The following is a 24475-nucleotide window of genomic DNA, read 5'->3' as shown; positions in this document are numbered from 1 at the left end:
GGTCAGTCGTCTTCCAGCTTCAGGCGCAATTCGCGCAGGATCGGCAGCACCGCCCGCACCTTATCTTCGCCCAGCTCGCTGACCAATTCGCTAATCATCGGGGAAATCGCCGCAAGGGCCGCATCCCGCGCCTGCCGTCCGGCCGGGCTGATCGCCACCATCTTGCGCCGGGCATCATCCCAGTCGGGACGAATGTGAACATAGCCCGCCCATTCCAGCTTGCTGAGCGTGTTGGTCATCGCACCGCGCGTCACATGGAAGCTTTTGGCCAGCTGCGCCGGGGTGCGTTCATCGCCAGCCCGGGCCAGCTGGTTCAGCACCGAAAAATGCGAGATTTCCATGCCCTTGGGCAGCACTTTGGACAGCCGGTTGCGCACCAGCTGATCCGCCGTCAGCAATTCGCTGAACAGCGCAATGGCCAAAGGGTATGGATCGCTGCTCACGGGGATTCGAACTCTCGCGTGTGGGTGAGGGACGGAACCTTCTGCCGCGCCTCTTCGACAGCACTGGTATCAAGATCCACGAAGGTGACGCAAGGCTCATCGCCCGCCTCAGCCAGAACTTCGCCCCAGGGGTTGATCGCAATGGAATGTCCGTGGGTTTTCCGCACCTTGCCGTTGTGACTGTCATGGCTGCCGCATTGCGCAGGGGCCAGAACATAGGCGGTGTTTTCAATCGCCCGGGCGCGCAACAGCGGTTCCCAATGGGCCTGTCCGGTGACCGGGCTGAACGCCGCCGGGGCGGTCAGGATGGTGGCACCGTGATCGGTGAGAGTGCGATGCAGATAGGGGAAGCGCACATCATAGCAGATGGTCATGCCCAGCATACCAAAAGGCACCTCAGCGGTCACCGCACGGCTGCCCGGGCGATAGCCATCAGATTCGCGGTAGGTCTCGGTTGGGCTGACCTGCACATCGAACATGTGGATCTTGTCATACCAGGCTTTGATGCTGCCATCCGGCGCGATCAGGAAAGAACGATTGGCAAACCGGCCATCCGCATCCTGCGTTTTCAGCGCAAGGGAGCCGATCAACAGCCAGATACCCTGCTCAGCCGCGGTTTCGCGCAGGCCCTTAAGGGTCTGATCCTCATCCTGATGCTGCAGCACCGCTTGCTGATGACGACGTGAGGAGGACAGGCAATTCGTCACCTCCGGCGTCAGCACAAACTGCGCGCCGCCCAGCGCCGCCTCACGGATGAAGCCTTGGGTGACCGGCAGGTTTGCTGCCGGATCATCCGAGGCGTTGAGCTGCACAAGCGCGGTCTTGGTGATCATGCCTCAGGCCGCCAGCATCGGGTCAAGCTTGCCCGCGCTTTCCAACGCATAAAGGTCATCGCAACCACCCACATGTACATCATCGATAAAGATCTGCGGCACGGTGCGGCCGCCATTGGCGCGCTCAATCATTTTCGGCTTCAACGCCGGATCGGTCAGCACGTTATATTCGGTGAACTCGACACCCTTTTCCTGCAGCAGGCGTTTGGCGGCGTGGCAAAACCCACAAAGCGGGGAGGAGTAGATTTCTACGTTCGGCATCTGGCATTTCCTACAATCGGGCCTGCTCAGTCCTGTTCTCAGGCATGTTCTCAGGCGTTTCCCGATATGTAGGGAGATTTTTGCGCCCGCGCCAGTAACAGAACGGATAGGTGAGATGCACCCGCTGCAAGACAGGCCTCGGACACCGCGGCCAGGGTCGCCCCGCTGGTCATCACATCATCCACCAGACAGACCGGCCGGCCAATCAGCCGGTGCCGCCTGCGGGGATGAATGCGAAAGGCGCCCTGCATCTCAGCAAACCGCGCCTCACGCCCCTGCCCCTTGGTCGATTGCGTGGCACGCATCCGCTGCACCAGATCGGGGCAATAGGCATGTCCGGTGTACTGCGCCAAGGCCTCCGCCAGCAGCGCCGCCTGATTGAAACGCCGTTTGAGCATCCGCGTCCAATGCAGCGGCACCGGGGTGATCAGCGTTTCGGGCAGCAGCACTGGCACCGCAACCTGCGCCATCCATCGGGCCGCAATTGGCGCGATGTCCTGACGATCACCATGCTTTAGTGCCATGACCAGCTGCCGCCCCTGCCCTTCGTAAAGCAACGCAGCGCGCCCCCGCTGCCAGGGCCGTTCCAGCCGCAGGCAATCATCGCACCGCTCATCCTGATCCGATTCGCCCGGCAGTGGCAGACCGCATTGGTCGCAGACCAGCCCACCGATGAATTGCACCTCCCGCCAGCAGGACGGGCACAGGCCGGCCTCCGTTTCCACCAGACTGCCGCAGCCAAGACACCGGGGCGGGTAAATCACCCGCAGCGCTGTTTGAATTGTGGGCCAAGCCATTCTATCTACGCCCCATGAGTGATTTCCAGATGCCACACCCTTCGGCCAATGAGGCGCCGCGCCTGACAGACCGCGCCGCACTGACCCGCAACCGCGCCCGTGCCCTAAAGGCCGATGCCCCTGCGCTGTTCTTGCAGGAGGCCGCGATCGAAGAGGTCCAGCATCGCCTGCAAATGGTTAACAGAACGTTTACGAATTGCGCCGTGGTCACTGGATTTCCCGCGCTCTGGCAGGCGGCCTTCCCCGAGGCGCGGGTTGTCAGCGACGATGAGGTCTTGGATCTGGAGGTCGGCGCCTATGATCTGGTTATCCATGCCATGGCGCTGCATTGGGCCAATGATCCGGTGGGTCAGTTGATCCAATGCCGTCGCGCGTTGCGCCCTGATGGGTTCTTCCTGGGGGTTGGCTTTGGTGGCCAAACCCTGGCCGAATTGCGCGCCGCCCTGGCTGAGGCTGAAGTTGCTGTCTCCGGTGGCCTGTCACCCCGCGTGGTACCGATGGCGGAGATCCGGGATCTGGGCGCACTGTTGCAACGGGCCGGTCTGGCCCTGCCTGTGGCCGACAATCTGGCGCTGGATGTCAGCTACCAAACCGCCTTTCACCTGATGCGCGATCTCAGGGCGATGGGCGAGGCCAATGCTCTGCAGGCCCGGTTGCGTCATCCGACCAAACCTGCCGTGTTGCGCCGCGCCGCCGAGATTTATCAGGATCACCATGCCGACGGGGATGGCCGCATTCACGCCACCTATGAGTTGGTCTTCCTCACCGGTTGGGCCCCGGATGACAGCCAACCGCAACCTTTGCGCCCCGGATCTGCGACACAGCGTCTTGCCGAAGCATTAGGAACGCAGGAAACCAAGCTGCCGGATTGACCTGTGGCGCGAAGCGTTTATGTCCCTATCGAACGCCACACTGGCGACAAGGTAGAAGACGAAGGACGCGATGATGCTGGACGCTCAGACCATAGCCACCAAACCGGAACATGCCGATCAGGACCACCCCAAGGTTCCGGCACCGAAAATCGGCGTATTGCTGGCCAATCTGGGCACCCCAGATAACACCGACTACTGGTCGATGCGCCGCTACCTGAATGAGTTCCTGTCGGACAAACGCGTAATCGATCTGCCGTCCTGGAAATGGCAGCCGCTGTTGCAGCTGATCATTCTGACCAAACGACCGTTTTCGTCGGGCGAAGCCTATCGGTCCATCTGGAACGAAGAGGCCGACGAAAGCCCGCTGCTGACCATCACCAAGGATCAGACCGCAGCGATGGCGCAACGGATGTATGACCGTTATGGCGACAGTGTCATGGTCGATTTCTGCATGCGCTACGGCAACCCGTCGACCGACTCCAAGGTGCGTGAAATGGTGGCCGCGGGCTGCACCAAGATCCTGTTCTTCCCGCTCTACCCGCAATATGCGGGCGCCACGATGGCCACGGCAAACGATCAGTTCTTCCGCGCTCTGATGAAAGAAACCTACCAGCCCGCTGCCCGCACCGTGCCGGAATATTTTGACAACACCGCCTATATTGAAGCGCTGGCAACCTCCATCGAGGAGGCCTATGCCGCCGCGGAGAGCAAGCCGGAAATGCTGGTGGTGTCCTATCACGGCATGCCAAAACGCTATCTGATGCAGGGCGATCCCTATCACTGCAAGTGTCAGAAACAGACCCGTCTGCTGAAAGAGCGTCTGGGCTGGGATGACACGCAGATCAAAACCACCTTCCAGTCGGTCTTTGGCCGCGAAGAATGGCTGCGCCCCTACACCGTGGAAGAGGTGGCGCGTCTGGCCAAGGAAGAGGGCAAAAAACACATCGCCGTGGTGGCGCCAGCCTTCTCAGCCGATTGCATCGAAACGCTGGAAGAGATCAATGAAGAGATCAAAGAAAGCTTCGAAGAGGCCGGTGGGGAACATTTCACCTACATCCCCTGCCTCAATGATCGTGATGACCATATGGACGCCCTGGCACAAATCGTCGAAGACAACCTGAAGGGCTGGATCGACCCAAAGGGTTAAACTGCAACCCCGTCACAAGGCAGTAGACATGAAAAAGGCGGTGGATAATTCCACCGCCTTTAAAATTCTTAGCGTCTGAACTGACGAATTAGTCAGCAACAGCTGCGGCAACAACGGCCAGCAGGATCAGCGGAACAACGATGCCAGCCGACGACGACGAGGTCGCGGTTTCAACGATGACTTCCGGCTCCATCACAGGGGCTTCCATGTTGCCAGCGAAGGCGGTCGAAGCGGCGGCGGTCAGAGCAGCGGCGAGAACGAGTTTTTTCATAGTATCCTCCAGAGATATTTGCTTGGTCATAATGATTGCCTGAAACCAAGCGCAAGACGTCCTTGTAGATTTGTCTAAACATCAATTGCATAATAAATGCAAACCCCGTTTCCGGGGTTCGCGGCGGTGGCAGTCATTTTGTGGTCAAATTAGCAACACCTGCGTGCCCACTTTGGTCATGGCAAACAGCTCTTCAATGTGTTCGTTGAACAGACCAATGCAACCGTTTGACGAACGACGGCCAATCTTGCGCGTATCATGAGTGCCGTGGATCCGATAATAGGTCCAGCTGAGATACAGCGCATGGGTGCCCAGCGGGTTATCCGGCCCCGGCGGCACGAAGTCCGGCCAATCCGGATTGCGCTTTTTCATCGACGGTGTTGGGCGCCAGCTGGGCCCTTCGACCTTGCGCACCACTGAGGTACGGCCGCGCCGGGTCAGATCCTCGGTCAGAGGCACAGAGGAAGGGTAGAGTTTGTAGGTCTCACCATCCTCAGACCAGTAATGCAGCGCGCGCGAATCGATATCGACCAACACAGCACCTTTGCGCAGGTTGCTGAAGTAGGGACGCCAGTCCAGCGACCGGAAACTGGAAATATTGCGCCGCACAGTCTGCGACACCTCAGCCTCGATTTCAGTGGTGTCCGCTTCGGCAACGCTTTGGGCAATCGCTGGCGCACCAATAAAAGCGGCGCTTCCAGCCATAAACCCGCGCCGATTCAGCAAAAACGGCGATGACTTTGACGGTAGCTTCGTCATGTAGAACCCTCCTGAGCCGCAGATCGGCTTTTGCCGCGGATATTATGGCGGGAATGCCGCAGTCGCAAATCAAAGACCTGTCATCATGCAACTTCACGCTTATGTGGGTTTGAATAACAACGCTTAGCGCTGTAGGTCTCTGACAATCGAAATTACCCGAGGCCTTCCTATGTTGCGTTCATTCAGCTTGCTTACCCTGGCCGCAGTCAGCCTTGCCGCCTGTGTTGAGACAACGCAACAGCTGGGGTCTGACGGAAAACCGCTGCCACAGCTTTATCGCATCCGTGCTGGTGAAACCTCGGCGATTCAGTTCCGCATGCTGGATTCGGTCAACGCGCTGCGCCAAGCCGCTGGCGCCACACCGGTTCAAATGAACGCCCAGCTGAATGCAGCAGCTGCAACACATGCCCGCGACATGGCGATCCAAAACCGCCCCTGGCACTTTGGCTCTGACGGCTCCTCCCCCCTGGATCGGGTGGCCCGGGTGGGCTACACCGGCGCACTGGTGGGTGAAAACATCTCGGAAACCTATGAGACCGAGATTGAAACCCTTGCCGCCTGGATGGAACAGCCGGACACCCGCCGTGTTGTCGTGGCCCCCGAAGCCAGCGATCTGGGCTTCGCCTGGCATCAGGAAGTCAACGGCAAGATCTGGTGGACCTTGGTCATGGGCGATTCGAGCGCGACACAGGTGCTGTCCGCACCGATCCCAGACGCTGACACCAGCCCGCCACAGGGCTGAGGCACAGCCATCACAGCATTTAAAAAGGCGCCGCAATCCGCAGGCGCCTTTTTCATGTCTGACGGTATCGATCCGCTACTCAGATCACGGGTTGATGGTGATCGGCGTGCCGTTTTTGACCATCGCGTAGATCAGCTCAACTTCGCGGTCGGTCACAGCGATACAGCCCGCTGTCCAGTCCTGAACCCCGTTGCGGTATTTCTCAGGACGGCCATGGATGAAGATATCGCCCCCTGGATTAACGCCTGCGGCGCGGGCCTCAGCCATATCGCGGGTGTCGGGGTAGTTGATGCCAACCGACAGATGGAACTTGCTGTTAGGGTTGCGGCGGTTGATGAAATAATTGCCTTCGGGCGTTTTCCCATCCCCTTCACGCAGCTTGTCGCCTTCGGGCGAAAATCCCAAACCGATATCGAAAGATTTCAGCACCTTGTCATGGTGCATCAGATACATCATCCGATCGCTTTTCTGCACGATGATGCGGGTCACTTCCGGGCCGTGATAGCTGCGGAATTTCGACCCCGAGGAACAGGCCGCCAGCGCCATAAGCGCCACGGTCAGAACCGCCACCTTGATGTTTCGCATGTCTGCTTGCCTCAGAATTTCATTCTTGTGTTTTGCCCAAGTGTATAACGCATTTCACGCCAGTGCCGTAGCACAATTCGTGCCGTTTCAGGCTTTTCTGGTAAACTTTGCGACAAGTTCCACATGCGATGACCAGCGGAACTGATCCACCACCTGCACCCAGTGCAACTGATAGTTTCCGGCCAGCAAAATCTTAGCATCCCGCGCGAATGTCACCGGGTTGCAGGACACAAAGGCAATCACCGGCACCGCCGAGGCTGCCAGCTCACGCACTTGCGCTTCGGCACCGGCGCGGGGCGGGTCGATCACCACCGCATCGGTTTTTTGCAGCTCATCCGGCATCAACGGACGACGGAACAGATCACGTGCCTCATGGCTGACCTTTTTCAAGCCCTGCGCCCGGCGCCAGCCCAGATCAAGGGCGGCCATCATCGCCTTTTCGCCTTCGACCGCATGCACCTCAGCCGTTTCGGCCAAAGGCAGGGCAAAGGTGCCACACCCTGCAAACAGGTCGATCACCTGTTTTGCCGGGCCAACGATTTCCTTCACCGCGGCCAAAAGATCCAATTCACCCTGTGGGGTCGCCTGCAAAAACGCCCCAGACGGCGGCGACACATGCGCCTTGCCAAAGGCCTGCAATGGCGGTTCACGTTGTCCGACCACCTCATCATCCCAGGCAAGCCGGGCCAGCTTGAAGGCTTCGACCTCAGCCGACAGATCAATGCGCAGCTGTTCATCCAGCGGCTTGCCGCCCGTCACTGCCAGATCCAGACCTGTTTCGGACATGGTGGCCAGAACGCTCAGCTCACCCTTGCGGCTGCCGCCGATCATCGCCAGTTTTTCCGCAACAGCCATCGCCTGCATCAATTCAGGATGCAGCAGCTGACAGTCAGGCACCTGCACGATCACATCAGACCCCTTGGCGTGGAACCCGGCCATCGCGCCCTTCTTGGTGCGCCGGACCGACAGGCTGGCGCGGCGGCGGGTCTGCGGTGGTGAGGTCAGGATCGGGCGAAACGTGGTCTCAAGCCCCTGCGCCGCCAAGGCCTGTTGCACCACCCCAACCTTCCAGTCGGCGACAAATTCATCCGAGGCATGCTGCAACTGACAGCCACCGCAGCTTTTGTAATGGCGGCAGTCGGCAGACACACGATCCTCAGACGGGGTGACAATACGCACCTCGCGCAGCCGCTGCCCATCCAGCGTGCCGGTGACCTCTTCGCCCGGCAGGGTCATCGGTGCAAACACCGGCCCGGCATCGGTCTGCGCAATGCCATCACCCTGATGGCCCAAACGTGTGATCTGATATGTCTGCATGGGGCGCTCATAGCCAAAGCGCCCCGGTTGCACTAGCCCCTATTGCGGATAGGCCGTGTTCACCTCAACGGTTCACTCAGCCGCTTCGGGCTGGCCGACCGTGTCATCCGCGCCTAGGAAACCACCGGACTGGCGGTCCCAATAGCGCGAATAAAGCCCCTTATGCGCCAGCAGCTCCGCATGGGTGCCCTCTTCGACGATGCGACCCTGATCCAGCACGATAATGCGATCCATCTGCGAAATCGTCGACAGGCGGTGCGCAATGGCCAGAACGGTTTTGCCCTCCATCACGCGCTCCAACGCGGTTTGAATGGCAGCCTCAACTTCGCTGTCCAGGGCCGAAGTAGCCTCGTCCAGCACCAGAATGGGCGCGTCTTTGATGATCGCCCGGGCCAGCGCGATCCGCTGCCGCTGCCCGCCGGACAGTTTCACACCGCGTTCCCCAAGGAAGGCGTCATAGCCTTCGCGTCCTTCGCTGTCGCGCAGGCCCAGAATGAACTCATGCGCTTCGGCCTGTTCCGCAGCACCGATCAGGGCAGCGTCATCCGCATCTGGGCGGCCATAAAGGATGTTGTCACGCGCCGAGCGATTGAACATCGCGGTTTCCTGCGTGACCATGCCGATCTGCCGGCGCAGGCTTTCCTGTGTCACCCTGCGCAGATCCTGCCCGTCGATGGAAACAGCGCCATTCTCGGTGTCATAGAGCCGCAACAAGAGCGAAACCAAGGTTGACTTACCCGCCCCCGACGCGCCGACGATGCCCAGCTTTTCACCCGGTTTGATCGTCAGGCTGACATCGCTGACGCCACCGATTTCACGCCCATAGGCGAAGCTCACCTTGTCAAAGGCAATCTCACCATCCGTGACCGCCAGCGGGGTGGCGTCCGCAGTATCTTCCAACCGATCCCGCTTGGTTAGGGTCTTCATCCCGTCCTCAACTTCACCAACGCTGGCATAAAGCCCCATCAGGGCAAAGCTGAACCAACCGGTCATCTGCGACAGCCGCAGCGCCACGGCACCGGCCGCTACGATGTCACCGGCACTGGCCTGCCCCTGCGACCAGAACCACAGCGCCATACCCACCAGCACAACCGGCAGAATGCCCCCGACCAACATCAGCACTGTCCGGAAAGTGGCCGAGAGGAAGCCGAACTCCAACGACAGGTCGCGGTAGCCCCGCATAGTGTCTAAAGCAGCCTGATCTTCGTGATCGGCATGGGCAAAAAGCTTCACGGTTTTGATGTTGGTCACGGTGTCGACGACCTGACCACTGACCGCAGCACGCGCCCCAGCGCGGCGTCTGGCGTAGCTGCGCACCAGCGGCAGATAGATCCAGAGGACCATCGCATAGAGGCCAAACCACAGGACAAAGGCCAGCGACATGCGCCAATCAATGGCGAAAAGCACCGCGAAAGAGGCCGCAACCGCCGCAAAGACAAAGGCCACCACCTGAATGACCTCAGACACCACCTGCGTCAGCGCATTGGCGGTCTGCATCTGTTTCTGCGCAATCCGCCCGGCAAAGTCATTGTCAAAGAAATCAACCGATTGCCCCAGCGTCCAACGGTGCAGCCGCGACAGGATCAGCGGGCTGATGTTGGGGGTGACGATATAGCCCGTCGCCAAAGCCGAAAGCCCCAGGATCACCGGACGCACCGCCAGGAAAAACACCAGAATGAAGATCAGCAGCCAGCTGGCATCGGTGAAAAACGCCTCAGGCGTGCTGGCCGTCGCCATATCGATGACCAGACCCAGCAGGTAAGCGGTGGAGGCATCTAACCCCCCCGCCAGAACCGCCAGTACAATCGCCAGCATCAGCGCGGGCCCGGCCCCCTTCATCGACCACAGCACAAAGGCAAACAGGGTTTCCGGCGGCGGCCCCTCTGCGCGGGCAAACGGGTCAAACATATTGAGACGGGACAACAAACGGGACATCGGAAACCTTCGGCTTGGTCAGATCCAAAGATGCGCGCATCAGGGCAGCCTGGGCCCGTCTGGGCTTGGGGGGATCCAATAGCCATCGCGCACGCCTTTAAGGTGCGCCGCTGCCTGCTTGATCCGCCTGGCTCATATTCGGATGTGATATGTATTCGCACGCATACAGATAGCACCCCGATCAAAAGGGCAAGCGTTAGTTGAGCAACTGATCCCGGGTGGCGCAAAAATCCGAGGCGATCCAAAGGCTTTGCAACCGGCGCAGCTCATCCCCTAAGGCACGGCCTTGAAACCGGTCCATCAGATCCGCTGACTTCACTGGAAACTCCGCCCCGGCACCGCGATCGACGGCGGCAAACGCCCCCGGCATCAGGGGCATTTCCAACATAGCGGCCCGCAACACGAGAATGTCACGCGCCAGGGCTGCGCCGTGATGATAGCCCAGCGCGCCGGGGCCCTCACTGCTGCCGATATGATCACGATAGAGCGCCAATTGTTTGCGTTGCGCATTGGACAGGCGCAATTCGCGCCCGTCACCCTGCCCGCCAAGCGCAGCCAGACGTCGGATGCCATCGGGATCCAGACCGGCCTGTGCCTCCAGGTGGACCAGTGGCGCAAGGGCACGGTCATCCACCCCATCCAGCACCATGGCCAAAACCCCGGACTGACACATCGCAGCAACCGATTGTTCCGGTGCCGGCGCGAAGAGCAGCTTGATCAGTTCCACCCCCACCCGTTCGCGCGAAAGCGTCTCTATTCCAGCCAAATTCGCGGCAATTGCGGCTAGGGCTTCGGGGTCCAAACCCTCGGACGGATCACCATACCAGGCATGGAACCGGAAATAGCGCAGGATCCTCAGGTAATCCTCGCGGATCCGCATTTCCGGGTCGTTGATAAACCGCAGGTGCCGCGCCTCCAGATCAGCCAGCCCCTGCCCCAGCGGATCCACCACCACACCGGAGGCATCGCAATAAAGCGCATTCATGGTGAAATCGCGCCGCTCAGCGTCTTCGACCATCGTATCGGCAAAGGCCACAACGGCGCGGCGGCCGTCGGTTTCCACGTCTTTGCGATAGGTGGTGATTTCATGCGGGATTCGACCCGAAACCACCGTAATCGTGCCATGATCGATGCCTGTCGGGATGGCGTTGAGCCCGGCCGCTTCGGCCAGCTCCATCACCTTTTCAGGGCGCGCATCTGTTGCAATGTCCAAATCACTGACCGGGGCGCCGATCAACGCGTTGCGCACACAGCCGCCGACAAAATGCGCCTGATAGCCCGCATCGCTCAGCATGGCGCAGACCACCTGAGTGGCCGGGTCAGTCAGCCAATCACCCGTGACCTTCATGTCATCCGCTCCGCCAGGCCGCGCAGCATCCGGGCCGTTGCCCCCCAGATGTAATAGGGGCCCCAAGGGACCGTGTGGTAATACCGCCGCTGCCCGCGCCAGCGCCGCGACTGCACCAGATAATTGGCCGGATCCGCCAGATGGGCCAGCGGCACCTCAAAAACCTCATCCACCTCACCGGGTTCTGCCACGGGGGAAAAATCGTCACTAATCCGGCCCAAAACCGGCGTCACAGTGAAGCTGGTGACCGTTTCATGCCGGGGCAGCGTGCCAAAAACCTCCACCTGATCGCGGCGCAACCCCACCTCTTCCCAGGCTTCGCGCAGGGCCGTATCCACCACATCCACATCGCCCTCATCCACCTTCCCACCGGGGAAGGCGATCTGACCAGGATGGTGTTTCAGCCGGGAGGAACGTTTGGTCAGCACCACATGGGGGCCAGCACCACGATCAATGAACCCCACCAGCACAGCCGCCGGGCGCAGCTTGCGCCCAGCAGGCAGGGTGACATCGGGGTTCAGATCAAAATCAGAGGAATCGGCGCTGGGTCGGCCCAGCGCCTGTTTCACACCCACAAGGGGATCATGCGTTGCCATTGGCCTTTGCTGCCTCCAATCCGACCGTCTTCGGGTCCAGATCGTAATGGGCTCCGCAGAATTGGCAATCCGCTGTGACACGGCCTGCATCGGTGGTCATCTTCTCGATGTCCTTGGCCGAGTAGATCGACAGCGACTGGCGCACACGGTCCTCCGAACAGGTGCAGCCAAAGGTCACCGGCTGCAGATCATAGACGCGCGGTTGCTCCTCATGGAACAGGCGGGTCAGCAACGTTGCCGGGGTTACCTGCGGGCCGATCAGCTCCAACTCCTCGACCGAGTCGAGCAGGATGTTCACGCGGTTCCAGTTTTCACCGTCTTCGCCATCCACCAGATCGCGGGCATGCAACAGACCATCGGCACCGCTGGCCTCATCCCCTTTGGCGAAGGGCGAGGCTTTCGGCATATGCTGCAGCATCACGCCACCGGCGCGCCAATGTTCGCCCACACCGGGTTCAACCGACTGACCAAAGGACAGCTGGAACCGGGTCGGCAGCTGCTCGGACTGGGCGAAATAGGCTTCGGCACATTCCGCCAATGACGCACCCGCCAGCGGGGTCAGACCCTGATAGGGGGTCATGTTCTGGCCCTGGTCGATCATGATCGCGAAATAGCCTTTGCCCAGCTGTTCAAACGGTGCGGCGTCGGTCAGCCGATCCGGATCAAAGCTGGCATAGGCACGAATACGGGCCGGCTCACCCTCTTTGGTGGGGCCATAGTAATCGGTGGCAATCATCCGCACGGGACCGTCCGACTGCACCTGCAGCGACAGTTTCCAGCGCAGTTTAACCGTCTGACCGATCAGCGCCGTCAGCAGGGCCATCTCCGCCACCAGCGCCTCAACAACGGTGGGGTAGTCATGCTGCTTCAGCACATTGCTCAACACGCCGTCCAAACGGGCGACGCGACCGCGAATATCGGCGTGGTCCAACTGGAACGGCAGAACGGTGTCGTCCCAGGCGAGTTTCGATCCAAGTGACATGGGGTTTCCTTATACGCCGACGCTTGGCATAGAGGGCGCGGCAGTCTGTGGCTCAAGAATTTGGTGGCATGGCATACAGGCTGAATATAGGCAGGACAAGCGCCAGTCCAAGGGGCGGCCATTCCAGACCCGGTTCGACCCGTAGAAACAGAAGGACTCGCCGCGATGATCCGACGCTTTGGCACGGCGCCAAGACCCGACAAACGTTACACAATGCGCCCCGGCGCCTATGTGATCCTGCCCCGTGGTCGGCAGGTGTTGCTGACCCATCAACAGGACCCTGAGCCCGAGTTTCAGCTGCCCGGTGGCGGCATCGATGCGGGGGAATCACCGCAGATCGCCCTGCATCGTGAGGTGTTTGAAGAAACCGGCTGGTCCATTGCCTATCCCCGCCGTCTAGGCGCGTTCCGCCGCTACACCTTCATGCCGGAATATGACCTCTGGGCGGAGAAAATCTGCACCATCTATCTGGCCCATCCCGTGCGCCGTCACAGCGATCCGCTGGAACCCGGCCACAGCGCCCATTGGCTGCCGATTGAGGAGGCCGTAACCCTGCTGGGCAATCCCGGCGATCGCCATTTCCTGGCCAAGCTGCTCTGACCGCCCTCCCTGAGCACACCACACCATACGCCCGCGTCTTCATGAATGCTTAACGATTCGCTGAGAAGCTTCGCCCAACCAGAGGATGGCCGGCGCTTGGCCAGCAGATGGAGGGCATCATGATCAATTGGGACCGGGTACAGGAACTCTACACCGAATTGGGTGCGGCTGAGTTTTCTGAGGTGATGGAGCAGCTGCTGGATGAGCTGCATCCGATCGTGGAAAAGCTACAGGCGCCGGATCCGTTGACGGTTGAGGCGGATCTGCACCGGCTGAAATCGGCGGCAATGAACCTGGGCTTTGCCGATCTGGCCGATAAATGCCGTGAGGTGGAGCGGGATGTTCAAGGCCTTAACACCCTGCACCTGAAAGACACGGAAGAGGCCGCCGCGCCACTGCATGCGCTGCTGCAGTGTTTTGATCGCTCCATCTCGGTCTTTGACGGCGAATGGTCGATCCACGTCGCCGCCTGACCGGGATGCGTTAAATCACAAACTCTGCGATGCTCTCATCTTCTGTGATGTCAGAGTAGACAAAATCGCTGTCCTCCAGACGGGCAAACAGCGCCGCGAAATTCGCTGCCTCAGTGGTTTCGATCCCGATCAGAACCGAACCAAAGTTGCGGGCGTTTTTCTTCATATACTCAAAGCGCGCGATATTGTCTTCGGGGCCCAGAATATTCAGAAAATCCTTCAACGCGCCGGGTCGCTGCGGCAGGCGCAGGATGAGGTATTTCTTGATCCCCATATAGCGCTGTGCCCGTTCCTTGACCTCAGGCAGGCGTTCGAAATCAAAGTTGCCGCCAGAGGTGACGCAGACCACGGTTTTACCCCTCACCTCATCCTTCAGATCCTTCAACGCATCCACAGAAAGCGCGCCGGCAGGTTCCAGAACGATGCCTTCAAGGTTCAGCATCTCAATGATGGTGGTGCAGATCCGATCTTCGGGCGCATCCAGCATCTTGACCACAGGCGTGTCTTTCAGCACCGCAAAAGGATGCTGGCCGATCTGCGCTACCGCAGCGCCGTCCACGAAACTGTCAACATGGTTCAGCTTCACCGGATGGCCTTCGGTCAGGGCCGCGCGCAGGCTTTGGCCGCCCGAGGGTTCAACAAAGCGCAGATCCGTGCCCGGTGCGACCTCCGCCATGTAGCGGGTCACCCCCGCCGACAGGCCACCACCGCCCACAGGCAGAACCACCATATCCGGCACCCGCCCCAGCTGCGCAGTCATTTCCGCCGCAACACTGGCCTGGCCTTCAATCACATCAAGATCGTCAAAGGGGGACAGGAAATAGCCGCCCGCCTCCTTGCAATAGTCCTGAGCGGCCTCAAGACAGGCATCAAAATAGTCCCCAACAAGGCGAATTTCGACGTTTTCGCCGCCGAACATGCGGGTTTTGTCGATCTTCTGCTGCGGCGTGGTGACCGGCATGAAGATCACACCCTTCACGCCAAAATGCTTGCTGACATAGGCCACGCCCTGCGCATGGTTACCGGCGGAGGCACAGACAAACACCTCAAGCGCAGGATCGCGCGCCAAGGCCTTGCCCATGGCGTTCAACGCGCCACGGATCTTGTAGCTGCGCACCGGGCTCAGGTCTTCGCGTTTCAACCAAATGTCTGCGCCGTAAATCGACGACAGGTGATCATTGCGCTGGAGTGGCGTCGCCGGGAACAGGGCCCGCATCTGCTGCTCGGCCACGCGGGCCTTTTTCAGAAAATCGCTCATGCGCCTGTCTTGAAACACCCCTGCCCCAAAGGCAAGCGCTTTGGGGCAACTGTGCCGAAGTATACGGGATCAGGACAGCGGGCGGTCTTCGATGTAGTGGCCATAAAGGGTGGTGATCAAGCTGATGCCGATCAATCCCGTAATCGCGCTGAGGACCACACTGCTCAGTGAGGCAAGCTGCCAAGACACAGACACAAGAAGGTTTATGACCGTTTCAGCCAGGAGTTCCACGCATCCCAAACAAATTGCGCAGACGATCAACGCCTTCAAACTGCCCGACATCGCCACCACAGCGTCCCCCAGTTTGAATTTCCGGTCGATCGCAGCTGCGGGCAGAATGGGACTTAAGGCCAGCAACGCCGTGAGGAAACCAAGGTTAATCACCAGCTCGAGGCCCTGAGCAACCCAAAGGTCGCCCCGCTTCATAAAGCCACCAGCGATCTTCGAAGCCACTAATGTTACCAGAATGAGCGGCAAAATCAGCACCAGGAAAATGGCGAGAGCGCCAATCATGTATTTGAGCGCCTGCATCCAAGACAGCCGAAACATCAAACTGCGCGGCATTTCCCCCAACAAAATGAAGCGATGCCAGTGAACGACGCCGATTGACATCGTCAGCCAGATGCAAAGGAGGCATAGGATAAACAGGAAAGTGGTCGCGGGTCCCGAACCGGAAAATTCGGCAGTTTCGCCGGTAAACAAGAAAAACGGCCCCAGCCCCACCAATGTTGTGAGTCCCATTAAAATCAACAAAGTCACCGCAATCGGTAGCGCAAAGATCTGCAGCGCCGCCTGCCAATTATTGGCCGTCATCCGCACCGCGTGCATAAAAAGTCTTAATCCAAGCATCTTAACCTCAAAGTCGTTTGCTCGGACAAAACCACAACCTTTGCGCCACAACAACCTATCTGCACCCCACCAGACCCCACGCCACCTTGCCCTTGGGTCCAAAACCCGCTATCGCGCTTGCGATTAAACAGATTCTAACGTGTCAGAGGTCGTCATGTCCGCGCCCAAGAAAGTTGTCCTGGCCTACTCCGGTGGCCTCGATACCTCGATCATCCTGAAATGGCTGCAAACCGAATACGGTTGCGAAGTTGTCACCTTCACCGCTGACCTCGGTCAGGGCGAAGAGCTGGAGCCCGCCCGTAAAAAGGCCGAGATGCTGGGTATCAAGCCGGAAAACATCTTCATCGACGACGTCCGCGAAGAGTTTGTGCGTGACTTCGTCTTCCCGATGTTCCGCGCCAACGCCCTTTATGAAGGTGAATACCTGCTGGGCACCTCGATCGCACGTCCGCTGATCTCAAAGCGTTTGGTGGAAATCGCCGCTGAAACCGGCGCCGATGCCGTGTCCCACGGGGCCACCGGCAAGGGCAACGACCAGGTGCGCTTCGAACTGGCGGCCTATGCGCTGAACCCCGACATCACCGTGATCGCGCCCTGGCGTGAATGGGATCTGTCGAGCCGGACCAAGCTGCTGGAATTTGCTGAACAGCACCAGATTCCGATCGCCAAGGACAAACGGGGTGAGGCGCCGTTCAGCGTTGACGCCAACCTGCTGCACACCTCTTCTGAGGGCAAAGTGCTGGAAGATCCGGCCGAAGCAGCCCCCGATTACGTCTACCAGCGCACCGTTGCGCCGGAAGATGCGCCTGACACGCCTGAAATCATCACCATCGGTTTTGAAAAAGGCGACGCCGTCAGCATCAATGGTGAGGCGATGAGCCCCGCCACTATTCTGACCGCATTGAACGACTATGGCCGCAAGCACGGCATTGGTCGCTTGGACTTCGTTGAAAACCGTTTTGTCGGCATGAAGTCGCGTGGCGTCTATGAGACCCCCGGCGGCACCATCCTGCTGCAGGCGCATCGTGGCATCGAACAGATCACCCTGGATTCCGGTGCAGGCCACCTGAAGGATTCGATCATGCCGCGCTACGCCGAGCTGATCTACAACGGCTTCTGGTACTCGCCCGAGCGTGAGATGCTGCAGGCGCTGATCGACAAATCGCAAGAGCATGTCACCGGCACCGTGACCCTGAAGCTTTACAAAGGTTCGGTCTTCACCGTGGCGCGCGACAGCGATCATTCCCTCTACTCCGAAGCCCACGTGACCTTCGAAGAGGACGCAGGCGCCTACAACCAGGAAGACGCCGCCGGCTTCATCCAGCTGAACGCCCTGCGCCTGAAACTGCTGGCCGCACGGGACCGTCGCCTGAAAGACTGACCCTTGGTCATGTAACAGGCTGACCACGCGTCAGTGTTGTTGGAATTGAGACGCCCCCCTAGCACAGGGGGGCGTTTTTATTTGGGGGGAAACCGATGACCTTGGAAGAGATTGCTGCACTGGTGCAGAAGGGTGTGACCCACAGTGGTTTTGCTGACAGCCTGAAGTTTGACTGCGGTGATCTGGGTCAGGTGGTGATCGCGGATGGTCACGTCGGTCTGGAAGATCGGGGCACTGATTGCACCTTGAAACTGTCGCTGGACAATCTGGCCAAGCTGGTCACCGGCAACCTGAACCCGATGACCGCCGTGATGATGGGCAAGCTGAAGGTTTCCGGCAATCCCGCCATCGCGCTGAAGCTCAAAGAGCTGCTGTAATTCCTTGCCAGCGGCAGGTACGGGCCACTAGGCTGGTGTTATGCTGGCTTTACGAGAGATCACCCGCGACACGGTCAACCCGCTGATCCGCCTTAAGGTTAAGGACTGGCAGCAAAACCTCGTCGCCCCCAATGCCGTTACCCTGGCGCAGGCTGCTTATGAACCGGGCAGCTATGTCTGGGGTCTGTGGGTTGAGGATCAGCCGGTGGGGCTGATGGCGATGGTGCACCCCCATCAGGCCGCAGAACTGGATCCGCAGGATGACCCGGATGCCGCCTTCCTCTGGCGATTGATGATCGCGGCAGAGGAACAGGGCAAAGGCTACGGGCTGGCCGCGATTGAGGCCGCGCGGGCACAGGCCCACGCCTGGGGCTTGCCGCGACTAGCGGCCACTGTAGTGGACAGCGAAAACTCCAACATGGCGTTTTACGAACACCTTGGGTTCCATCAAACCGGCAAGGTGATCGACGGCGAGCTGCACATCCTGTGCAACGTCGCCTGACCGCGCAATAGGCTCTAACCCAGCCGAATTTCCGCCAATCGCTGATAATGGGGCAAGGCCTGTTCCAGCAAATCCGCCGCTGCGCCGTGCAGTTCCGGTATGTCCGCATCCGGCGCCGCGAAGGTGGTTGAACGATGCACCGCGCCGTACCAATGCGCGGCCCAAACCCCATCATCCGGGTGCCCACCCACAGGCCAGCTAAGCATGCCGGGATCCCAAGGCAGATCGATCGCGGCGCAGAGCCGTTGCAACATGCCCGCAGAATCGCGGCGGATATCGTCACTGTCGATCACCACGGGGGGCTCACCGAAATGGCACACCTCCTCAAACAGCTCCGTCTGTTGGGTGAAGCCAATGTCGCTGAGCGTGGGGTTGTCATATTTCGCGCCAAAACTGGCAATGACCCGCGCCGGGTGGCGGATCAGAAAGACATTGGTCACCTGTCGCATCCAGTCCCGCGGCACACCGGGGATCATATGCTGACACATGTGTTTCTGATAGAAATGCGGCTTTTCTGCCGGAATAGGGTCTAACAGAGACCGCGCAACCACCGCAGGGTCCTGCGGCTGGGAGGCCATCACCTGATCCCCCATCGGATGCTCAATTCCGGTCATTTTCAGATAGGCGGCATAGAAAGGCTCATCCACCACGGCACAGTCCCGGCGGGCGCCGAAACTGTACATCATCGCGGTGGACAGATTACGCGGGCCGGACCACATCGCGATCCGCATCAGGCGCATTCCCGTTCGATCAGCTCTTTATAAAGCGCGCGGATCTTTTGGGTCATCGGCCCCATCTGGCCATCACCGATCTGACGACCGTCAATGTCCCCCACCGGGGTCTGCGCGCCAAAGGTGCCGGTCAGAAACGCCTCATCCGCACCATAGGTATCCACCAGCGAATAATTCCTCTCATGCACCGGGATGTCATTGGCGCGGCACAGGTCGATCACCTTCTGCCGGGTGATACCGTTCATGCAGTAATCCCCGGTGGAGGTCCAAACCTCCCCCTTGCGAACAATGAAAAAGTTGCAGGCGTTGGTCGTGTTCACAAAGCCATGCACATCCAGCATCAGCGCCTCATCCGCGCCGGCCTTTTCGGCGGCGATACAGGCCAGAATGCAGTTCAGCTTGGAATGAGAGTTGAGTTTCGGATCCTGGGTCATCGGCAGCCCGCGCTGATGCGGTACTGTCGCCAGCCGAATGGGACGCGGGATCGAAGGTTTGGAATGCTCCATAATGATCGCAACCGTCGGCCCGGTCTGCGACAGGCTGGGATGCTGGAACGGACGCACCTTCAGTCCACGGGTGATCATCAGCCGGGCATGGGCGTCATGGGTCATGACATTGGCCTTTTGCGTCTCTAACAAGGCCGAAATCACCTGTTCGCGAGTCATGCCGATGTCCAGATCCACCGCCAGCGACGCCTCAAACAACCGGTCCATATGATCGTCCAGAAAGGCCCATGTGTTGTTGTAAAGGCGCAGCCCCTCCCAGATGCCATCGCCCAGCATGAACCCGCTGTCATAAACCGAAACCACCGCCTCGGCCTTGGGGACAATCTTACCGTTCAGGTAAATCAGGATCTCTTCGTTGCGGGCGTCTTCTTCGGCCTGGTGGGTGCTGACGTGGTCTTCTTGCATGGTGCCTCCTACTTGCTGGGGCAGGCTAATCTGCGGGCCGGGTGGGGGAAAGTGGATTTTGGATCCCACTGCCAATTCACACCGCCTCAAGCTTCTGTGAGCCTATCTTTCGCCCAGGCCCAACATCTGCAAGCTTAGCCGCACCGATCAGGAGGATCGCCGATGTTGCGCATTAACGATTTCAAACCCGCTTTTCTGGCTCTGGCCATTGGTGTTGGGCTGATCGCCCAATGCGGCAAACTGCAGGCCGCCCAGACGGAGGAGTTGATTGTCGCGGGCGGGTGTTTCTGGTGCGTCGAAAGCGATTTCGAAAGCGTCCCGGGCGTGATTGAGGTCGTGTCTGGCTATACCGGCGGAACCACCAAGAACCCGACCTACAAACAGATCGGCAAGGGCGGCACCGGCCATTATGAGGCGGTTGAGATCACCTTTAACCCCGCTCAAGTTAGCCGCGAGGCGCTGTTGCAGATGTTCTTCCGCTCGGTCGATCCCACGGATGCCGGCGGCCAGTTCTGTGATCGCGGCGAAAGCTACCGCACCGCTGTTTTCGTCTCTAGACCGCCGGAAAAGGCCCTGGCAGAGAAGGTCAAAGCCGAAGCGCAAAGCGCGCTGGGGCAGAAAATCGTGACGCCCATTCTGGACGCCAACCGGTTTTATGAGGCCGAGGCCTACCATCAGGATTATTACAAAGGCTCCAAGATTGTGCTGACCCGGTTTGGCCCGATCAAACAATCCAAAGCCTATAAGCGCTACCGCGATGCCTGTGGCCGTGACCAGCGGGTCAAAGCCCTCTGGGGCGATGCGGCACCATTTGCGAACAAATAACGGAACGGGGCCCTCGGCCCCCTCACGCCGCGCCGGGCTGCCAATCCAGCACGTCCTTCAGATCCGGGATCACATCTGCCGTGCCCTGACGGGTAACCATCAGCGCAGAGGCTTTGATCGCCAGTTCAATCGCCTCAGTATTGCTGGCGCCGCGATCCAGACCCGCCAGGAAATAGCCGGTAAACGTGTCACCTGCCCCGGTGGTGTCCACCGGATCCACCTTGATGGCCGGGAAATCCTGCGCCGCCCAGCCATTGGACTGATCGTAAAGCGTGCAGCCTTTTTCGCCTTTGGTCACCACCACCGTGGCCACCCCCATTTCAGCTGAGGGGCTAAGGCCAGTGGCGGCCTGCAACTGCGACAACTCTATTTCATTGAGCACCAGAACGTCGATAAAGGGCAGAACCGCACGAACGGCATCCGCCTCAAACGGGGCGGCAGCATAGGCAACGCGCAGCCCCAATTTAGACCCTGTTTCAGCCGAAAACGCCTGTGCGTTGGTTTCATTCTGCATCACCAGCATGTCACCCTGCGCCGCCTCTGACAGGGCCAGACCGATCTGATCTTCACCGATCGCCTCATTGGCACCGGGATGCACGATAATGGCGTTTTCGCCCTGTGGGTCCAGCATGATGATGGCGTGGCCCGTGGGCGCATCCAGCTTGGCAATCGGGCGGGTGTCGACGCCATATTCGGTCAGCCGATCGATCGCCCATTGGCCATCACGGCCCACAGCCCCGATATGCGCCACCCGTCCCCCCGCACGGGCCGCCGCCACGGACATATTGGCCCCTTTTCCGCCCAATCCGGTGCTGAGCCCGCCGCTCAGGATCGTTTCCCCCGGCGCCGGGATGTGATCCAGCCGATAGAAATGATCCGCGTTGATTGAGCCAAGGTTCCAGAGTGCCATGTCACGCCCCTTTCAAGTGAAGCGCCAGATTGACGGGAGAATTGCGGAGATTGCAAGCGGCCTTTTGGGCCCTGCGCGAAGGCCAGCCCCCGGCCGCGGGTGGGGGTGAAGCCCCCGCCCATGGGGGGCGGTCGGGGGCTGGCCGACCTGATGGCCGGCCCGTCAGGGCCACGCCCGACCCTCCCCAAGGGAGGGCGTTTTGACCGCCCAGATGATACAGCCCACCCATTGTTTAACACGCAAATCGACCTCACGACTGTTGTGTAGGTCCTCCCAGGGTCGGGCGTGGCCCTGACTTTGAACAAAAACGCCCGGCGGATCACTCCACCGGGCGTTTCCAATTCCAATAAATCGGGCTTAACCCACCTTACAGGCCGCCAGAACCGCCATGTTCAGGATGTCATTGGCGGTGGAGTTGGTCGAGCAGATCTGGATCGAGTTATCGATGCCCGCCAGGATCGGACCAATCACGGTTGCCCCGCCCATTTCCTGCATCAGCTTGACCGAGATCGAGGCCGAGTGCCGCGCCGGCACCACCAGAATGTTGGCCGGACCTGACAGGCGCTGGAAGGGATAGGCTTCTTGCGCCTGTGGGTTCAGCGCCACATCAACGGTCATTTCGCCTTCAAACTCAAAGTCAATACCGCGGCGTTCCAGCACTTTGGGGGCCTGATGCATCTTGGTGGCGCGTTCCGACACCGGGTAGCCAAAGGTCGAGAAACTGACAAAGGCCACCCGCGGCTCCAGCCCCATGTGACGGGCCACATCGGCGGAGCGTTCCGCGATGGTGGCCAGATCTTCCTCATCAGGCCATTCATGCACCAGCGTATCCGCCACCAACACAATCCGGCCTTTGTTCAAAAGCGCCGTCACACCAACCGCGCCATTGGCGGCATCGGCGTCAAAGACGTGGTTCACCAGTTCCAGCACATGCGCCGATTTCCGGGTTGCGCCGGTGATCAGACCGTCACCATGGCCATGCGCCAACATCAGAGAAGAGAAGACATGCCGGTCGCGGCTGGCCAGACGGTGCACATCGTGGCGGTCAAAGCCTTTGCGCTGCAAACGCTGGTAGAGAAAGTCTTTGTACTGATCCAGATGGCGGGTGTTGGCGGCGTTCACCACCTCCAGCTCACGCACGGCATCGGCCATGCCTGCCGCTTCCAGCTTCTCTTTCACGTCGGCCTCACGGCCCACCACCAGCGCCTTGCCCAGACCTGACCGCTGGTACTGCACCGCGGCACGCAACACGCGGGGATCATCCCCCTCGGCAAAGATCATACGCGCCTGCGCCTTACGGGCGCGAGCATGAATGCCGCGCATCACGTTGGCGGTCGGATCCATCCGCGATTTCAGCGACAGCTCATAGCCATCCATATCAATGATCGGACGACGCGCCGCGCCAGTGTCCATCCCCGCCTTGGCAACACGCGGCGGGATCATGTGGATCAGACGCGGGTCAAACGGCGTGGGAATGATGTAATCCCGGCCAAAGCTCAGGGTTTTGCCATAGGCCATCGCCACCTCATCCGGCACATCCTGACGGGCCAGTTCGGCCAGGGCTTCGGCGCAGGCGATCTTCATCTCATCGTTGATGGCGCGGGCATGAATATCCAGCGCACCACGGAACAGATACGGGAAGCCCAATACGTTGTTCACCTGGTTAGGGTAATCCGACCGGCCAGTGGCCACGATGGCATCGGGGCGGACCGCATGAGCCTCCTCCGGGGTGATTTCCGGATCCGGGTTCGCCATCGCGAAGATCACTGGATCATCAGCCATGGCCTGCACCATTTCCGTGGTCACAGCCCCCTTGACGGAAACGCCCAGGAAGACATCCGCGCCTTCCATCGCCTCTTCCAGGGTGCGCAGTTTGGTTGCGACGGCATGGGCCGATTTCCACTGGTTCATACCTTCGGTACGGCCCTGATAAATCACACCTTTGGTGTCACAGACGATGCAGTTCTCATGCCGCGCGCCCATGGCTTTCAGCAGTTCGATACAGGCGATGCCTGCGGCACCAGCACCGTTGAGGACGATCTTCACATCTTCGATCTTCTTGCCGCTGAGGTGCAGCGCGTTGATCAGACCGGCGGCGCAGATCACGGCGGTGCCGTGCTGGTCATCGTGGAAAACCGGGATATCCATCTCTTCTTTGAGCTTCTGCTCAATGATGAAGCATTCCGGCGCTTTGATGTCTTCGAGGTTGATGCCGCCAAAGCTGGGCCCCATCAGCTTCACCGCTTTGATGAACTCATCCGGGTCTTCGGTGTCCAGTTCCAGATCGATCGAGTTCACATCAGCAAACCGTTTGAACAGAACCGATTTTCCCTCCATCACCGGCTTGGAGCCAAGCGCGCCCAAATTGCCCAGCCCCAGAACCGCGGTCCCGTTGGAGATCACTGCAACAAGGTTGCCCTTGTTGGTGTAGTCATAGGCCAGCTCCGGGTTTTCGGCGATCGCCTCACAGGGGACGGCCACACCGGGCGAATAGGCCAGCGACAGGTCGCGCTGGGTGGTCATCGGAACGGTGGCCTGAACCTCCCACTTTCCGGGTGTCGGTTCCAAATGAAAGGCCAAAGCCTCACTTGACGTAATTTTCTGCTTTGTCATGGCGGTTTTTCATTCCGAAAATTTCTAAGTTCACGCCTGCATACCTGTTGCGGCCCCCGGCCTCAACCGCTTGCAGCGGGTCTCATCCGCCCAAACCCTACTGTTATCGCTAGCAAACCTGCAATCTGACGGGAATTTGAAACTCCTTCAAATGGGA

The 24475-nt window shown here is 59.8% G+C and carries 27 protein-coding genes; 9 read left to right on the top strand and 18 right to left on the bottom strand.

Going from position 1 to position 24475, the window contains the following annotated elements; translation table 11 throughout:
• Positions 1-2: 2 nt before the first annotated feature.
• Genes ACORLH_RS22215 through ACORLH_RS22200 form a run of 4 tightly spaced genes read right to left on the bottom strand, consistent with a single transcriptional unit; the run spans position 3 to position 2334 of the window.
• Positions 3-443 carry a MarR family winged helix-turn-helix transcriptional regulator gene (locus tag ACORLH_RS22215; RefSeq protein ID WP_058242513.1) on the bottom strand — a complete coding sequence of 147 codons (441 nt, stop codon included), beginning with the start codon at positions 441-443 and terminating at the stop codon, positions 3-5.
• Positions 440-1276, bottom strand: coding sequence for a carbon-nitrogen hydrolase family protein (locus tag ACORLH_RS22210; protein WP_321830497.1), 837 nt, complete (start codon positions 1274-1276; stop codon positions 440-442). Before ACORLH_RS22210 ends, ACORLH_RS22215 begins: the two co-directional genes overlap by 4 nt.
• Positions 1277-1279: 3 nt before the next feature.
• A complete protein-coding gene (gene grxC, locus ACORLH_RS22205; RefSeq protein WP_321830496.1) occupies positions 1280-1537 on the bottom strand; it encodes a glutaredoxin 3 in 258 nt (85 codons plus the stop codon).
• A 50-nt stretch (positions 1538-1587) separates the two neighbouring features.
• Entirely contained in the window at positions 1588-2334 is a 747-nt protein-coding gene (locus ACORLH_RS22200; protein WP_321830494.1) for a ComF family protein, read from the bottom strand.
• Between the two features lie 29 nt (positions 2335-2363).
• On the opposite strand from ACORLH_RS22200, the gene ACORLH_RS22195 reads away from it, so the two are divergent.
• Positions 2364-3206 (top strand): methyltransferase domain-containing protein, encoded by an 843-nt coding sequence (locus tag ACORLH_RS22195; protein WP_321830493.1) that lies wholly within the window; start codon positions 2364-2366, stop codon positions 3204-3206.
• Positions 3207-3279: 73 nt separating this feature from the next.
• The gene (gene hemH, locus ACORLH_RS22190; protein ID WP_321832875.1) at positions 3280-4353 is read left to right on the top strand and encodes a ferrochelatase; all 1074 of its coding nucleotides are present in this window, start codon (positions 3280-3282) and stop codon (positions 4351-4353) included.
• 88 nt (positions 4354-4441) lie between these two features.
• Here hemH and ACORLH_RS22185 read toward each other — a convergent pair whose 3' ends face one another.
• Both ACORLH_RS22185 and ACORLH_RS22180 read right to left on the bottom strand, forming a co-directional pair.
• Positions 4442-4624, bottom strand: coding sequence for a hypothetical protein (locus ACORLH_RS22185; protein WP_321830491.1), 183 nt, complete (start codon positions 4622-4624; stop codon positions 4442-4444).
• Between the two features lie 144 nt (positions 4625-4768).
• The gene (locus tag ACORLH_RS22180; RefSeq protein WP_420719787.1) at positions 4769-5329 is read right to left on the bottom strand and encodes a L,D-transpeptidase; all 561 of its coding nucleotides are present in this window, start codon (positions 5327-5329) and stop codon (positions 4769-4771) included.
• Between the two features lie 223 nt (positions 5330-5552).
• Here ACORLH_RS22180 and ACORLH_RS22175 point away from each other — a divergent pair, with 223 nt between their 5' ends.
• Positions 5553-6125: a CAP domain-containing protein gene (locus tag ACORLH_RS22175; protein ID WP_321830489.1), complete on the top strand. Its 573-nt coding sequence runs from the start codon at positions 5553-5555 to the stop codon at positions 6123-6125.
• 84 nt (positions 6126-6209) lie between these two features.
• On the opposite strand, the gene ACORLH_RS22170 is transcribed toward ACORLH_RS22175, so the two are convergent.
• The 6 genes from ACORLH_RS22170 to ACORLH_RS22145 form a co-directional block, all read right to left on the bottom strand.
• Positions 6210-6710 carry a L,D-transpeptidase family protein gene (locus ACORLH_RS22170; protein WP_321830488.1) on the bottom strand — a complete coding sequence of 167 codons (501 nt, stop codon included), beginning with the start codon at positions 6708-6710 and terminating at the stop codon, positions 6210-6212.
• A gap of 87 nt (positions 6711-6797) precedes the next feature.
• Positions 6798-8027, bottom strand: coding sequence for a class I SAM-dependent RNA methyltransferase (locus tag ACORLH_RS22165; RefSeq protein ID WP_321830487.1), 1230 nt, complete (start codon positions 8025-8027; stop codon positions 6798-6800).
• A 72-nt stretch (positions 8028-8099) separates the two neighbouring features.
• Positions 8100-9962, bottom strand: a complete 1863-nt coding sequence (locus ACORLH_RS22160; protein ID WP_321830486.1) for an ABC transporter ATP-binding protein — start codon at positions 9960-9962, stop codon at positions 8100-8102.
• 196 nt (positions 9963-10158) lie between these two features.
• On the bottom strand, positions 10159-11310 hold the full coding sequence (locus ACORLH_RS22155; protein ID WP_321830485.1) for a CCA tRNA nucleotidyltransferase: 1152 nt from the start codon (positions 11308-11310) through the stop codon (positions 10159-10161).
• The gene (locus ACORLH_RS22150) at positions 11307-11906 is read right to left on the bottom strand and encodes a CoA pyrophosphatase (RefSeq protein WP_321830484.1); all 600 of its coding nucleotides are present in this window, start codon (positions 11904-11906) and stop codon (positions 11307-11309) included. Before ACORLH_RS22150 ends, ACORLH_RS22155 begins: the two co-directional genes overlap by 4 nt.
• Positions 11893-12888 carry an Hsp33 family molecular chaperone HslO gene (locus ACORLH_RS22145; RefSeq protein ID WP_321830483.1) on the bottom strand — a complete coding sequence of 332 codons (996 nt, stop codon included), beginning with the start codon at positions 12886-12888 and terminating at the stop codon, positions 11893-11895. The genes ACORLH_RS22150 and ACORLH_RS22145 overlap by 14 nt, the downstream gene beginning before the upstream one ends.
• 165 nt (positions 12889-13053) lie before the next feature.
• Here ACORLH_RS22145 and ACORLH_RS22140 point away from each other — a divergent pair, with 165 nt between their 5' ends.
• Together ACORLH_RS22140 and ACORLH_RS22135 are read left to right on the top strand one after the other, a co-directional pair.
• Positions 13054-13488, top strand: coding sequence for an NUDIX hydrolase (locus tag ACORLH_RS22140; protein ID WP_321830482.1), 435 nt, complete (start codon positions 13054-13056; stop codon positions 13486-13488).
• A gap of 119 nt (positions 13489-13607) precedes the next feature.
• Positions 13608-13961 (top strand): Hpt domain-containing protein, encoded by a 354-nt coding sequence (locus tag ACORLH_RS22135; protein WP_321830481.1) that lies wholly within the window; start codon positions 13608-13610, stop codon positions 13959-13961.
• A gap of 10 nt (positions 13962-13971) precedes the next feature.
• Here the strand turns inward: ACORLH_RS22135 and ilvA are convergent, their stop codons facing one another.
• Together ilvA and ACORLH_RS22125 are read right to left on the bottom strand one after the other, a co-directional pair.
• A complete protein-coding gene (gene ilvA, locus ACORLH_RS22130) occupies positions 13972-15219 on the bottom strand; it encodes a threonine ammonia-lyase IlvA (protein ID WP_321830480.1) in 1248 nt (415 codons plus the stop codon).
• A gap of 69 nt (positions 15220-15288) precedes the next feature.
• Positions 15289-16068, bottom strand: a complete 780-nt coding sequence (locus ACORLH_RS22125; protein WP_321830479.1) for a hypothetical protein — start codon at positions 16066-16068, stop codon at positions 15289-15291.
• Positions 16069-16222: 154 nt separating this feature from the next.
• Between ACORLH_RS22125 and ACORLH_RS22120 the strand changes: the two genes are divergently transcribed.
• From ACORLH_RS22120 to ACORLH_RS22110, 3 genes are all read left to right on the top strand, one after another.
• The gene (locus ACORLH_RS22120; RefSeq protein ID WP_321830478.1) at positions 16223-17449 is read left to right on the top strand and encodes an argininosuccinate synthase; all 1227 of its coding nucleotides are present in this window, start codon (positions 16223-16225) and stop codon (positions 17447-17449) included.
• Positions 17450-17544: 95 nt separating this feature from the next.
• Positions 17545-17826, top strand: a complete 282-nt coding sequence (locus tag ACORLH_RS22115; protein ID WP_321830477.1) for an SCP2 sterol-binding domain-containing protein — start codon at positions 17545-17547, stop codon at positions 17824-17826.
• Positions 17827-17866: 40 nt separating this feature from the next.
• Positions 17867-18328 carry a GNAT family N-acetyltransferase gene (locus ACORLH_RS22110; protein WP_058243805.1) on the top strand — a complete coding sequence of 154 codons (462 nt, stop codon included), beginning with the start codon at positions 17867-17869 and terminating at the stop codon, positions 18326-18328.
• Positions 18329-18342: 14 nt separating this feature from the next.
• On the opposite strand, the gene ACORLH_RS22105 is transcribed toward ACORLH_RS22110, so the two are convergent.
• The gene (locus tag ACORLH_RS22105; protein ID WP_321830476.1) at positions 18343-19059 is read right to left on the bottom strand and encodes an HAD family hydrolase; all 717 of its coding nucleotides are present in this window, start codon (positions 19057-19059) and stop codon (positions 18343-18345) included.
• Positions 19059-19970 (bottom strand): D-amino acid aminotransferase, encoded by a 912-nt coding sequence (locus tag ACORLH_RS22100; RefSeq protein ID WP_321830475.1) that lies wholly within the window; start codon positions 19968-19970, stop codon positions 19059-19061. The genes ACORLH_RS22105 and ACORLH_RS22100 overlap by 1 nt, the downstream gene beginning before the upstream one ends.
• A gap of 162 nt (positions 19971-20132) precedes the next feature.
• Between ACORLH_RS22100 and msrA the strand changes: the two genes are divergently transcribed.
• Complete coding sequence (msrA, locus tag ACORLH_RS22095; RefSeq protein ID WP_321830474.1) at positions 20133-20795, top strand: peptide-methionine (S)-S-oxide reductase MsrA; 663 nt, start codon at positions 20133-20135, stop codon at positions 20793-20795.
• Between the two features lie 22 nt (positions 20796-20817).
• Here msrA and ACORLH_RS22090 read toward each other — a convergent pair whose 3' ends face one another.
• On the bottom strand, positions 20818-21705 hold the full coding sequence (locus ACORLH_RS22090; protein WP_321830473.1) for a ribokinase: 888 nt from the start codon (positions 21703-21705) through the stop codon (positions 20818-20820).
• Positions 21706-22062: 357 nt separating this feature from the next.
• Complete coding sequence (locus tag ACORLH_RS22085; protein WP_321830472.1) at positions 22063-24318, bottom strand: NADP-dependent malic enzyme; 2256 nt, start codon at positions 24316-24318, stop codon at positions 22063-22065.
• Positions 24319-24475 lie beyond the last annotated feature (157 nt).

This window comes from Thalassovita sp. (genome assembly GCF_963691685.1).
GTDB lineage: Bacteria > Pseudomonadota > Alphaproteobacteria > Rhodobacterales > Rhodobacteraceae > Thalassobius.
This window is presented reverse-complemented; position numbering and strand designations above follow the sequence as displayed.